General features: G+C 67.1%; 13 protein-coding genes. 8 read left to right on the top strand and 5 right to left on the bottom strand.

Translation table 11 applies throughout. The features are described 5' to 3' along the window. Positions 1-107: 107 nt before the first annotated feature. The 3 genes from rpoZ to IP90_RS02275 all read right to left on the bottom strand — a co-directional run bounded on the left by rpoZ (position 108) and on the right by IP90_RS02275 (position 2,197). Entirely contained in the window at positions 108-407 is a 300-nt protein-coding gene (rpoZ, locus tag IP90_RS02285; protein ID WP_144897987.1) for a DNA-directed RNA polymerase subunit omega, read from the bottom strand. Positions 408-606: 199 nt separating this feature from the next. Next, positions 607-1,224 carry a guanylate kinase gene (gene gmk, locus IP90_RS02280; protein WP_144897986.1) on the bottom strand — a complete coding sequence of 206 codons (618 nt, stop codon included), beginning with the start codon at positions 1,222-1,224 and terminating at the stop codon, positions 607-609. A gap of 112 nt (positions 1,225-1,336) precedes the next feature. Beyond that, positions 1,337-2,197 carry a YicC/YloC family endoribonuclease gene (locus IP90_RS02275; RefSeq protein ID WP_144898166.1) on the bottom strand — a complete coding sequence of 287 codons (861 nt, stop codon included), beginning with the start codon at positions 2,195-2,197 and terminating at the stop codon, positions 1,337-1,339. 172 nt (positions 2,198-2,369) lie between these two features. Here IP90_RS02275 and rph point away from each other — a divergent pair, with 172 nt between their 5' ends. From rph to pepQ, 8 genes are all read left to right on the top strand, one after another. Continuing rightward, positions 2,370-3,101, top strand: a complete 732-nt coding sequence (gene rph / locus IP90_RS02270) for a ribonuclease PH (protein WP_144897985.1) — start codon at positions 2,370-2,372, stop codon at positions 3,099-3,101. Continuing rightward, positions 3,098-3,301, top strand: coding sequence for a hypothetical protein (locus tag IP90_RS02265; RefSeq protein WP_144897984.1), 204 nt, complete (start codon positions 3,098-3,100; stop codon positions 3,299-3,301). Before rph ends, IP90_RS02265 begins: the two co-directional genes overlap by 4 nt. 31 nt (positions 3,302-3,332) lie before the next feature. Next, positions 3,333-3,923 (top strand): RdgB/HAM1 family non-canonical purine NTP pyrophosphatase, encoded by a 591-nt coding sequence (gene rdgB, locus IP90_RS02260; RefSeq protein WP_144897983.1) that lies wholly within the window; start codon positions 3,333-3,335, stop codon positions 3,921-3,923. A gap of 74 nt (positions 3,924-3,997) precedes the next feature. Beyond that, a complete protein-coding gene (hemW, locus tag IP90_RS02255) occupies positions 3,998-5,152 on the top strand; it encodes a radical SAM family heme chaperone HemW (RefSeq protein WP_144897982.1) in 1,155 nt (384 codons plus the stop codon). Between the two features lie 85 nt (positions 5,153-5,237). After that, the gene (locus tag IP90_RS02250) at positions 5,238-5,423 is read left to right on the top strand and encodes a CPXCG motif-containing cysteine-rich protein (protein WP_144897981.1); all 186 of its coding nucleotides are present in this window, start codon (positions 5,238-5,240) and stop codon (positions 5,421-5,423) included. A gap of 129 nt (positions 5,424-5,552) precedes the next feature. Then, a complete protein-coding gene (locus IP90_RS02245; RefSeq protein WP_144897980.1) occupies positions 5,553-7,820 on the top strand; it encodes a DUF1631 domain-containing protein in 2,268 nt (755 codons plus the stop codon). After that, a complete protein-coding gene (locus IP90_RS02240) occupies positions 7,802-8,170 on the top strand; it encodes a PilZ domain-containing protein (protein ID WP_144897979.1) in 369 nt (122 codons plus the stop codon). Before IP90_RS02245 ends, IP90_RS02240 begins: the two co-directional genes overlap by 19 nt. A gap of 115 nt (positions 8,171-8,285) precedes the next feature. Continuing rightward, complete coding sequence (gene pepQ / locus IP90_RS02235) at positions 8,286-9,638, top strand: Xaa-Pro dipeptidase (protein ID WP_144897978.1); 1,353 nt, start codon at positions 8,286-8,288, stop codon at positions 9,636-9,638. 131 nt (positions 9,639-9,769) lie between these two features. On the opposite strand, the gene pepP is transcribed toward pepQ, so the two are convergent. Then, positions 9,770-11,098 (bottom strand): Xaa-Pro aminopeptidase, encoded by a 1,329-nt coding sequence (gene pepP, locus IP90_RS02230; RefSeq protein WP_144897977.1) that lies wholly within the window; start codon positions 11,096-11,098, stop codon positions 9,770-9,772. 114 nt (positions 11,099-11,212) lie between these two features. Then, complete coding sequence (locus IP90_RS02225) at positions 11,213-11,758, bottom strand: UPF0149 family protein (RefSeq protein ID WP_144897976.1); 546 nt, start codon at positions 11,756-11,758, stop codon at positions 11,213-11,215. Positions 11,759-11,788 lie beyond the last annotated feature (30 nt).

Below are 11,788 nucleotides of genomic sequence, written 5' to 3'. Positions count from 1 at the left end.
GGAGTCGGGAATCGGTGAACAGCAAGCAAAAGCCCCGCAGAAGCGGGGCTTTTTTAACGCCAGAGGAGCACGAGGCGGGCTTTGACGATTCCCGATTCCCAGCTCGATCAGTCGTCGCCCTTGGACAGGTCGTCGTCGGCGACCACTTCCGCGGCGGCCCATTCCAGCGCTTCGCGTTCGGCACGTTCCTTCTCGGCCTTCTCGACCTGGTCGATATAGCCCTGGTCGATGCGGCGCGCGGCGATTTCGCGCAGCGCCAGCACGGTCGGCTTGTCGGCGTGCTCGCTGTTGTCGATCTTGGACTCGACGCCATTGGCCAGCTGGCGCGCGCGCTTGGCGGCCATCATCACGAGTTCGAAGCGGTTGTCGACCACTTCCAGGCAATCTTCAACGGTAATGCGGGCCATAGGCTTCCCGGCGGCCGCTTGGCCGCTCATATCTATACGGAGGGCGCGGATTGTAGCCATGGCCGCACCCGGAGCGCAAGCGGCTTCCTTGAAAATCAATGGCTTGGGCACGCTCTTGAGCTGTTCCAAGTTGGATCGACAAGCTTCTGGCTCCATGACTGTCGTCCCGAACCGACCTCGGGACGGCAGGCTGAACCGATTACTCGTCGGACAACAGGGCGGTGATGAGCCCGGCGTGGCGCACGACCTGGACATCCTTGCGCAGGCGGCTGGCGGTGAAGATCGCACACATGTCGCCGACGGCGTTGTCGAAGTGCTCGTTGACGATCACGTAGTCGAATTCGCCGTAATGCGACATTTCCTCGCGCGCGGCGGCGAAACGCTGCGCGATGGTGGCTTCGCTGTCCTGGCCGCGCTTGCGCATGCGCTCCTCGAGCGCGGCGCGCGACGGCGGCAGGATGAACACGCTGACCGCATCGGGCACCCGCTCGCGCACCTGGCGCGCGCCTTGCCAGTCGATCTCCAGCAGCACGTCCTTGCCCTGGGCCAGCAACGGCTCCACCGATTGCCGCGCCGTGCCCTTCCAGTCGCCGTGCACGCGGGCATGCTCGAAGAACTCGCCGGCGTCGATCATCGCCTGGAACTGCGCTTCGGAAATGAAGTGGTAATGCTCGGCATGGCGCTCGCCCGGCCGCGGCGCGCGCGAGGTGAACGAGATCGACAGGGCGATGTTGGCGTCGCGCCCCAGGCAGGCATTGACGATGCTGGATTTTCCGGCGCCCGACGGGGCGGCGACGATGAAGAGGGTTCCGCGCATAGATCAGTGATTCGTGATTCGTGATTCGTGATTGGTGATTGGTGATTCGTGAAAGCGGGCGCAATATCGATCGCAAGCCATCGCTCTTGAGATCACGAATCCCGAATCACGGCTACTCAATGTTCTGCACCTGCTCGCGGATCTGGTCGATCAATACCTTCAGCTCGACCGCGGCATTGGTGGTACGCACGTCGACCGACTTGGAGCCGAGCGTATTGGCTTCGCGGTTGAATTCCTGCAGCAGGAAATCCAGGCGGCGGCCGACCGGTTCCTTCTGCGTCAGCACTCGGCGGATCTCGACGATATGGCTGTCGAGACGGTCGAGCTCTTCGTCGACGTCGAGCTTCTGCAGCCACAGCACCAGCTCCTGTTCCAGCCGGCCCGGGTCGGCCGTTTGCGGCAGGTCGGCCAGGCGCGTTTCCAGTTTCAGGCGCTGGCCACTGCGGATCAGCGGGATCAGCGCGCGCACTTCCGCAGCCTGGGCGGCGATGGCGTCAACGCGTTCGGCGATCACTTCGGCCAGCTTGCCGCCTTCGCGTTCGCGCGACACCACGAATTCGCCGAGCACCGTGTCCAGCAGCGCCAGCGCCTGCGCCTGCAACGCCTCGGGATCAGCCGATCGCGACTGCAGCACGCCGGGCAATTGCAGCAACTGGCCGAAGTCGGTGCGCAGGTGCGGGAAACGGTCGTCCAGGTCCTGCGCAATGGCGCTCAGCTGCGACACCAGCGGCTGGTTCAGCTGCAGGTTTTCGGCGGCATCGGTCGGTCGCAGGCGCAAGGTCAGGTCCAGTTTGCCGCGCGAGATGCGCGCGGCGATGCGTTCGCGCAACGCCGGCTCCAGCACCCGCAGCTCCTCGGGCAGGCGCACGCCGATTTCCAGGAAGCGGTGGTTGACCGCACGCAGTTCGCAGCCGAGCACGCCGGCCTCGGTGTTGCGCTCGCCGGCGGCGAAGGCGGTCATGCTGCGGATCATGCGGCGACGCTCTTGTGTGGCGGCCGGGAAGTATGCCATTCGCAGGCTCATCGCCGGGACCCAAGGCGGGGAAACGAGGCGGGCCGGTTGCTGCGGGCGTTCGCGTCGAGCGTTGCGATCCCTGCCGCTGCGCCTGCTCCTGCTAGACTGCCGCGCCCTGTAGCCCAGCCTCATGAACGCCATCCTTCGTCCCAGCGGCCGCACGCCGGCGCAAATGCGCGAAGTGCGCATCGAACGCGGCTACACCCGGCACGCGGAGGGCTCGGTGCTGGTGTCGTTCGGCGGCACGCGCGTGCTGTGCACTGCCAGCGTCGAAAACCGCGTGCCCGGTTTCCTGCGCGGCAAGGGCGAAGGCTGGGTTACCGCCGAATACGGCATGCTGCCGCGGGCCACGCATTCGCGCAGCGACCGCGAGGCCGCGCGCGGCAAGCAGGGCGGTCGCACGCTGGAGATCCAGCGCCTGATCGGCCGCGCGCTGCGCGCCTGCATCGACCGCGGCGCGCTCGGCGAGCGCACCATCACCCTGGATTGCGACGTGCTGCAAGCCGACGGTGGCACCCGCACCGCCGCGATCACTGGCGCCTACGTCGCGCTGGTCGACGCGGTGCGCTGGCTGCGTGCGCGCAAGGAGATCAACAAGGACCCAATCTTCGGCGCGGTCGCGGCGGTTTCGGTCGGCGTCTACCGCGGCGTGCCGGTGCTGGACCTGGACTACGCCGAAGACAGCGACTGCGACACCGACATGAACGTGGTGATGAATGACGGCGGCGGCTTCATCGAACTCCAGGGTACGGCCGAGGGCCATGCCTTCCGCCGCGACGAACTGGACGCCCTGCTGGCACTGGCCGAGCAAGGCATCGGCGAATTGCTGGCTGCGCAACGCGCGGCGCTGGAGAACACATGAAACTGCAACGATCCACCCAGACGCTGGCGCTGGTGCTGCTGGCCTGCGCAATGTGGGCGCTGGCCTTCCAGACCAAGACCTGGATGCTGCGCCAGGGCGGCGCGTGGCCCTATCTGTTCTGGGCGCTGGGACTGCTCGGCGCCGGCGTGCTGGTGTACGGAGTTATCCAGTTCCGCGCCGGCGGCAATACCCGGCGCTGATCCGCGGCTTGGCACGCCACGCATCGACGCCATGAAACTGGTCCTGGCCAGCAGCAACGCCGGCAAGCTGCACGAACTGCGCGAACTGCTCGCCGGCGACGGCATCGAACTGCATGCGCAATCGGAATTCGGCGTGGTCGACGCCGAAGAGACCGGCACGACCTTCATCGAGAACGCGCTGATCAAGGCGCGGCATGCGGCACGCGCGACCGGCTTGCCGGCGCTGGCCGATGATTCCGGATTGTGCGTGGACGCCTTGCACGGCGCGCCTGGCCTGTACTCGGCGCGTTACGGCGGCGCGCACGGCGATGCCGACGCCAACATCGACAAGCTGCTGCACGAACTTGACGGCATGCCCGAAGCATCGCGCAGCGCGCGCTTTCATTGCGTGCTGGCGCTGCTGCGCCATGCCGAAGATCCCGAACCGATCGTGGTCGAAGGCAGCTGGCGTGGCCTGATCCTGCCTGCGCGTCGCGGCGGTGGCGGCCATGGTTACGACCCGGTTTTCCTCGATCCGGCTTCGAACCTGTCCGCCGCTGAAATGACGCCCGCGGACAAGAACCGCGTCAGCCATCGCGGCCTGGCGCTGGCCGCGCTGAAGCGACGCCTCGCCGAACTATAGGCGTGCGCCTGGCGCAACCAGCCCAGAAACCCGATCAACGGCGTCGCCCCGCGACGCGCTCCTACAATACGCAGATGCTGACCCCGCCACCGCTGTCGCTGTACGTGCACCTGCCCTGGTGCGTCCGCAAATGCCCGTACTGTGATTTCAACTCGCACGAGGGCCGAGGCGTGTTGCCGTTCGAAGCCTATGTCGACGCGCTGATCGCCGATCTCGACCACGACCTGCCGCTGGTCTGGGGTCGCAGCGTGCAGACCGTGTTCTTCGGCGGTGGCACGCCGAGCCTGTTTCCGGCGGATGCGGTCGATCGCTTCCTGCAGGCGGCCTCGTCGCGGTTGCGCTTTGCGCCCTCGCTGGAAATCACCCTGGAAACCAATCCCGGCACTACCGAGCACGGCCGCTTCGAGGATTACCGCGCCGCCGGCGTGAACCGGCTCAGCTTCGGCCTGCAGAGTTTCGACGATGGCTGTCTGCAACGGCTCGGCCGCATCCACGACAGTCGCGAGGCCGAGCGCGCGGTGAAGCTGGCGCAGGATGCCGGCTTCGACAACTTCAACCTCGACCTGATGTATGCGTTGCCGCAGCAGACCCTGGCGATGGCCGAGCGCGACGTCGAGCGCGCGATCGCACTGCAGCCCACGCACATCAGCCACTACCAGCTGACGCTGGAGCCGAATACCGTTTTCGCCGCCCGGCCGCCGGCCGGCATTCCGGAACACGACGACGCCTGGGACATGCAGGAACGTTGCCAGGCGATGCTGGCCGACGCCGGCTACGCGCAGTACGAAGTCTCCGCATACGCGCAACCGGGTCGGCAATGCGCGCACAACCTCAACTACTGGCGCTTTGGCGACTATCTCGGCATCGGCGCCGGCGCGCATGGCAAACTGACCCTGGGCGCCGAACAATCGATCCTGCGTCGCTGGAAGGTCAAGCATCCGGCCGATTACCTGGCCAAGGCAGGGCGCGCGGAGGCGATCGGCGGTGACGAGCGCATCGAAGCGCGACGCCGGCCCTTCGATTACATGCTGAACGCGCTGCGCCTGAACGAAGGTTTCTCGCTGGCCGGCTTCGAGGCGTGCACCGGGCTGGATCGCAGCGCCATCGCCACGGAACTCGCATTGGCCATCGACCATGGCTGGCTCTCGGTCGAAAACGATCGCGTCATGCCGAGCGAGCTTGGCCGCCGTTTCACCAACGATGTGATCGCGCTGTTCCTGCAGGACTGACGCGGCGCAGGCCAGCGCCCAGGCGCGTCTTCTGATCATGGCCGGCTTCACGCGCTGCCATCGTCGCGCGCATCATGCTGCGCCGATGCTCGATTCACTTGCCGTGCAATGCCCCTACTGCGGTGAACGCTTCGACGCGCTGGTCGACGCCAGCGCCGGCGACGCGGCTTACGTCGAGGATTGCCCGGTGTGCTGCCGGCCGATCGAGTTGCGCCTGCAACTGGACGAAGCCGGCCAGATCCTCGCGCTCCACGCCACGCGGGACGATTGAGCGCAGCCGGCGCGCGGTGGCCGCCGTCGCCGCGACATCGCGTTACAAGGAAACGTGTGTGGCGCAAGCGGCGCCGGCCGTGCTATTTAACACGACACGATTTTCGCAGGGGGCGAAAACGGGCAGGCCATGGTGCATCCCAAAGACACCCAATACGCGACCCTGGTCGGCAGCGACCTGCCACCGCGCGTGCGCAGCGCGCTGGAGCAGTTGCTGTCGGTGATCTCCGAGGAGGTCGTGCGTGGCCTCGGCAAGATGTTGAACGAGCTGGAGCAGCAACTGTTCCAGCAGGCCAATCATGCCCGCAGCTCCACCGCCCAGGACGACCAGTTCAACGCATTGCGCAGCCTGCGACTGACCCGCGCCGATTTCATCCCGCGCTACCTGCACGGCCTGGAGGACACGCTGGCGCGCCTGCGCACGCCGCGCATCGAGATCGAACCGGCGCTGGTCGCCAAGCCGGGAAGCCAGCAGTGGCAGCTGGTCGACCATGAATCCAGCGACGACGAAATGAAGCTGCGTGACCTCGCAGTGCGCTACGAGTCGCGCGCCACGCTGACGCTCTATCTGCTCGGGCAACGCTTCGGCGTGATGGCCGCGAGCCCGGCCTTCGAGACCGAACGCCTGCCGGTCGGGCCGCGTGCGCTGCTGCGCATCGCCCATGACACCGCGATGACCCTGCACCACGACAACGTGCTCCGGCAATTGCTGTATCGCGCCTTCGAACACCATGTGCTGGCCGGTTACCCGCCGCTGGCCGAGCTGATGAACGACGCACTCGGCAAGGCCGGGATCCTGCCGGGCCTGGAGTTCGTGCCTGCACGGATCCGTCCTGCCGCGCAGGCGCCCGCTGCGACCGCGAGCGAACCAGTCTCGCGTGATGGCACCCGCAAACCTGTCGCCACGGCGCCGGCCGCCGATCCCGCCACGACGCCGTACACCGGCTGGCTGGGACAGGCCGATGCCCCCAGCGCCACCGACGACGCCATGCAGTTCGCGCTGCTGCAGCAGCTGCTGTCCGGGCGCCGCGGCCTGATCGGCAAGCTGCAGGCCGGAAGCCCCGCCTCCAGCGCCGAGGCGCTGGCCGCGCCGGCGCTGGACGAGATGCTCGGCACGCTGCAGCGCAACCCACGCAGCGCCGCAGCGCCGGAACAGAAACGCTCGCTGCGCGACGTGCAGCAGGCCGTGCTGGCGATGGCCCGCCAGCAGCGCGGCTCGGCGGCCACGCTGTCGCGCGAGGACAACGACACCTTCGACCTGCTCGGCCTGCTCTACACCGAACTCGAACGCGAGGTGCGTGGCGACACCCTCGCCCGCGAGCTGCTCGATCGCCTGCAGGTACCGTTGCTGCGCCTGGCGCTGCAGGACCGCGCCTTCTTCGTGCGCAGCGAACATCCCGGCCGCATGTTCCTCAATACGGTGGCCGAATCCGGCGCGACCTGGCTGGGCGACGACGGCGTCGATCCGCACTTCGAAAACCAGCTGGCGCAGACCGTCGAACGCGTCGTCAACGATTACGAAGGCGACGTGCAGGTCTTCGAACAGGCCAACGCCGACCTGCAGCAGCAGTTGCAGGTGCAGGCGCGCCGCGCCGAAGTCAGTGAGCGCCGCCATGTCGAAGCCGCACGCGGCAAGGAAAAGCTGGCGGTCGCCAAGCAGCGTGCGGCCACGGTACTGGACGAGATGATCCGGCAGCAGCCGCTGCCGCGCTTCGTGCAGACGCTGCTGCGCCAGGCCTGGGCCGACGTCCTCACCCTGGTGCTGCTGCGCAACGGCGAACAGTCCGAACTGTGGCGCACGCACCTGGAGTCGACGCGTCGCATCATCGAGGTCACCTGCGCCAAGGACTCCACGCTCGACGCCGATCTCGCCACCCAGATCGAGCAATCGATGCTGCAGGTGGGCTATCACGCCAACGAAGCCGCGGCGATGGCGCGCCAGCTCAGCCGCGCACCGACTGAAAGCGATGATGCAGCCTCGCGCACCGAGCTCAGCGTCAAGCTCAAGTCGCATACGCGCCTGGGCGAGGATGCCACGGCGAAGAAGGCCGAAACGCGGCCGCGCAATGGCGAGGAACAGGCCTGCTACGAGCATCTCCGCTCGCTACCGTTCGGCACATGGATGGAATTCACCAACAACCAGCAGGGCGACAGGACGCGCCGGCGCCTGTCCTGGTACAGCCCGATCACCGACAACGCATTGTTCGTCAACAACCGCGGCCAGCGCATCGCCGAAATGACGCTCGACCACCTGGCGCGGCTGATGGCGAAGAACCAGATGCGGGTGGTGACCGTGGAAAGCAGCCGCCTGGTCGATCGTGCCTGGCAGGCGACGCTGTCGGTGCTGCGCAGTTTCGCCGGGCAAGGCGAACAACCGGCATGGACAGCACCGACATGACCAGCCCCGAATTCCGCCGCGCGCGTCGACGCCGCGCGATCGAGCGCATCGACGTGATCGACACCATGACCGGCGCGGTCATCGGCCAGCTCGGCAACCTGTCCGAGTCGGGACTGCTGCTGACCACCAGTACGCCGCCGCGCGAGGACGCGCTGTATCAATGGCGCTTCAACCTGCCGCAGCCCGGCGGCGGCGCGGCGACGATCGAGTGTGGCGCGCAAGTGCTGTGGCTGGATCGTGCCAGCGCCAGCGGCCAGTTCTGGGCCGGCGCACGCTTCATCCTGCTGCCGAAGCCGGCACAGGAAGCGGTGAACGCATGGATCGAAGCGCCTGGTGGCGAATACGAATGAATGCGACGTGAAAATAGACGCGGATCGACCCCGGCTTCACCCTTGACCAACGGCACCCGCGGCACCGCGCAGATTGCGGCAGAATCGCGACTCGTCCCATCGAGAAGCATCCGCGATGTCATCGCCCGATTCCCGCGCGCCCGACTTGAACCGCCTCTATGCCGATCACCTCACCACGCTCAAGCGGCGCGCCGATGAGGCGCTGGCGCGTGGCGGCTTCGACCACCTCGTCGTGCCCAGCGGCACCCAGCATTACCAGGTGTTCGACGACCGCGACTATCCGTATGCGGTGAATCCGCAGTTCAAGGCCTGGCTGCCGCTGACGCGGGTGCCCAACAGCTGGCTGGTGTACACGCCGGGCGAGCGGCCCAAGGTGGTCTATCACCAGCCGTTCGATTACTGGCACGTGGTGCCCGACGCGCCGAGCGGCTGGTGGGTCGAGCATTTCGACATCGTCGTCATCCGCAAGCCGGAGGAAGCGCTGCAGCAGTTGCCGAAGAACGCTTCGCGCTGCGCGATCCTCGGCGAACCGCAGAGCGCGCTCGGCAATTACGGCGCGTTCAAGCCGAACAACCCCGAAGCGGTGATCAACTACCTGGAATACCAGCGTTCGTACAAGACGCCGTACGAACTGGCGCTGATGCGCGATGCGCAGCGTCGCGCCGTGCGTGGCCATCGCGCTGCCGAACGCGCGTTCCGCGCCGGCGCCAGCGAGTTCGGCATCCATCTGGCCTATTGCCAGGCGGTCGGTCAGGATGCCGGCGAACTCCCGTACAACAACATCGTCGCGCTCAACGAGCACGGCGCCGTGCTGCACTACACGGAACTGGGCCGGCTGCCGCCCAAGCCGGTGCGCAGCTTCCTGCTCGACGCCGGCGCCAGCTGCCACGGCTATGCCAGCGACATCACCCGCACCTATGCCGCCGACACCGCGAGCGAGTTCCAAGCGCTGATCGATGCCGTCGACCAGGCGCAACTGGGCATGGGCCGCAAGGTACGCGACGGCGTCGACTACAAGCAATTGCACATCGACGCCCATATCACTTTGGCCGGCATCCTCAAGGATTTCGGCGTGCTCAAGGTGTCGCCCGAAACCGCGCTGGAAACCGGCGTCAGCGCCGCGTTCTTCCCGCATGGCCTCGGCCATCCGATCGGCCTGCAGGTGCACGACGTCGCCGGCTTCGCCGAATCCGACCGCGGCGGCAAGATCGCGCGCCCACCCGGCCATCCCTACCTGCGCATGACCCGCGTGCTGGAACCGGGCATGGTGGTGACCATCGAGCCGGGCATCTACTTCATCGACATGCTGCTGGAAGAAGTGAAGCAGAAGGGCCATGCCGACAGTGTCGACTGGTCGCGCATCGACGCGTTCCGCCCGTTCGGCGGCATCCGCATCGAGGACGAGGTGCTATGCACCGACGGCGAGCCGGAGAACCTGACGCGACCGGCGTTCGCTGAAGCGGCGTAGGTCACGCGACACGCCTGCAGCCGGATATCAGGCACGTTGGCCTGAGGGCTTCTTCGTCATCCCGGGCGCAGTGAGGGACCTGCTGCATTTCCTGCAGAGAAGCAGATCCTTTACTGCACTCGGGCTGACAGTCAGCTTGACGCCGCCATCAACGCCTCGATCTCATCCGCACTGCGTTCCAGCTTGTCGGTCAGCACGCGATGGCCATCTGCGGTGATGACCACGTCGTCCTCGGTGCGGATGCCGATGCCGCGCCACTTCGCCGGCACGGTCTTGTCGTCCGGCGGGATGTAGAGGCCCGGTTCGATGGTGAAGGCCATGCCCGGTTCGAGCAGGCGCGATTCACCGTCGATCCGGTATTCGCCGACGTCGTGCACGTCCAGGCCCAGCCAGTGCCCGGTCTTGTGCCGGTAATAGCGCTTGTAGCTGCCGTCGGCGATGTTCTTATCCAGCTTGCCTTTCAACAAGCCCAGCCTGAGCAGACCGTCGGTCAGCGCATGCACCGCGGCGACATGGCCGGCTTCATAGGCGACGCCCGGTCGCGCCTGCGCCAAAGCCGCCTGCTGCGCGGCGCCGACCAGGTCGTGCAGTGCGCGCTGCTCCTTGCTGAAGCGACCGTTGACCGGGAAGGTGCGGGTGATGTCGGCGGCATAGCCGCGATATTCCGCGCCTGCATCGATCAGTACCAGGTCGCCGTCCCTGGCCTGCGCGTTGTTGGCCCGGTAGTGCAGCACGCAGGCGTTGGCGCCGGCACCGACGATGCTGCCGTAGGCCGGTTCGGCCTCGTGGCGGCGGAACACGCGTTCGATCTCCGCCTGCAGTTCGTACTCGCGTACACCGGCACGCGTGGCGCGCATCGCCGCGCGGTGCGCCTCGACGCTGATGTCCGCCGCCCGCTGCATCAGCTTCACTTCGTCGCGCGACTTGAATAGCCGCAGCTCGTCGAGCAGGTGGCCCAGCTCGAGGAATTCGTGCGGCGGCTGCGCGCCCTGGCGCACCTGTGCGCGCACGCGATTGAGCCAGCCGATCAGCTTCAGGTCGAACTCGGTGTCGCGACCGAAGTGGTAGTAGACGCGCGTGCGGCCCTCGAGCAGGCCGGGCAGGATCTCGTCGAGGTCGTCGATCGGATACGCGTCGTCCATGCCGAGTTTTTCGACCGCGCCTTCAGGCCCGAAGCGTGGGCCATCCCAGCCTTCGCGGTCGAGGTCGCGCTCGCGGCAGAACAACAGGCTTTCGCCATGGCGGCGCCCGGGGATCAGCACCAGCACTGCTTCCGGTTCGGCGAAACCGGTCAGGTACCAGAAATCGGAATCCTGCCGGTACGGGTAATGCGTGTCGCGGCTGCGGATGCGTTCCGGCGCGGCCGCCAGGATCAGGATGGCGTCGTCGCCGGCGATCCGCATCAGCTGCTTGCGGCGCTTGGCGTAACTGGAAAGAGTGATGCCGGTGGCGAGGCTCATGGATGGATTGTCGCGATCGTACGCAGGTAGTGGGCCAACCGTAGCCCGGGCAAGCGCAGCGCACCCGGGGCCGGTCGAATCAGTCCCGGATGCGCTGCGCTTGCCCGGGCTACATCAATTCAACCGCTGCCGGTGCCGCGGCGCCAGCACGCAGTCGCCATGCAGCAGCAGTGCCGCGACACGGACGAATTCCTCGATCTCGGCGTAGGCCGCCTCGTCTTCCTCATCGCCATCCGGCTCGGGCGTGGCGGCGGCGAGGCGGGCCAGGTCGTCGAGTGCTTCGCGGCCTTCCTCGGACAACGGCGGATCCTTGCCGCCGGCCAGGCCGAAGCCGCCGAGGAAACCGCGGCACCAGTCGAACAGGGCTTCGCTGCGTTCGGCCAGCGGGGCATCGTCGTCCGGCAGCAGCAGCGCGAAACCGAAATCGCGATCCTCGAACTGCGCACGGCTGGCGGCATGCAGCGACTGCAGCGCGCTGCCTTCGGCGGCACGCGGTGCCTGGTCGTCCGCCAGTATCTTCGCCAGCCAATCGGGCGCATCCGCGCCGCCGCCGGCCATCCAGCCGCATAGCGCGCCATGCAACTCCGACGGCGCGATGGACAGCGTCAGCGCACGCACTTCGGCATCGACACTGGACCAGCTGGGCAGATCGTCGGACACGGCGGCCGCAATGCGTGGGGGAAAGAGGCG

It is taken from the genome of Luteimonas cucumeris, assembly GCF_007830035.1.
GTDB classification, from domain to species: Bacteria; Pseudomonadota; Gammaproteobacteria; order Xanthomonadales; family Xanthomonadaceae; genus Luteimonas_C; species Luteimonas_C cucumeris.
The sequence above is the reverse complement of the archived record's forward strand: the minus strand, read 5'-3'. Positions and strand labels throughout refer to the sequence as shown.

Bases quoted from the DNA above. Each gene is read 5' to 3' on its own strand.
- IP90_RS02265 (WP_144897984.1), top strand. From the start codon at position 3,098: ATGAAACTGCAACGATCCACCCAGACGCTGGCGCTGGTGCTGCTGGCC.
- pepQ (WP_144897978.1), top strand. From the start codon at position 8,286: ATGTCATCGCCCGATTCCCGCGCGCCCGACTTGAACCGCCTCTATGCC.
- IP90_RS02275 (WP_144898166.1), bottom strand. From the start codon at position 2,197: ATGATCCGCAGCATGACCGCCTTCGCCGCCGGCGAGCGCAACACCGAG.
- rph (WP_144897985.1), top strand. From the start codon at position 2,370: ATGAACGCCATCCTTCGTCCCAGCGGCCGCACGCCGGCGCAAATGCGC.
- IP90_RS02245 (WP_144897980.1), top strand. From the start codon at position 5,553: ATGGTGCATCCCAAAGACACCCAATACGCGACCCTGGTCGGCAGCGAC.
- rdgB (WP_144897983.1), top strand. From the start codon at position 3,333: ATGAAACTGGTCCTGGCCAGCAGCAACGCCGGCAAGCTGCACGAACTG.
- gmk (WP_144897986.1), bottom strand. From the start codon at position 1,224: ATGCGCGGAACCCTCTTCATCGTCGCCGCCCCGTCGGGCGCCGGAAAA.
- hemW (WP_144897982.1), top strand. From the start codon at position 3,998: ATGCTGACCCCGCCACCGCTGTCGCTGTACGTGCACCTGCCCTGGTGC.
- IP90_RS02250 (WP_144897981.1), top strand. From the start codon at position 5,238: ATGCTCGATTCACTTGCCGTGCAATGCCCCTACTGCGGTGAACGCTTC.
- IP90_RS02240 (WP_144897979.1), top strand. From the start codon at position 7,802: ATGGACAGCACCGACATGACCAGCCCCGAATTCCGCCGCGCGCGTCGA.
- rpoZ (WP_144897987.1), bottom strand. From the start codon at position 407: ATGGCCCGCATTACCGTTGAAGATTGCCTGGAAGTGGTCGACAACCGC.
- pepP (WP_144897977.1), bottom strand. From the start codon at position 11,098: ATGAGCCTCGCCACCGGCATCACTCTTTCCAGTTACGCCAAGCGCCGC.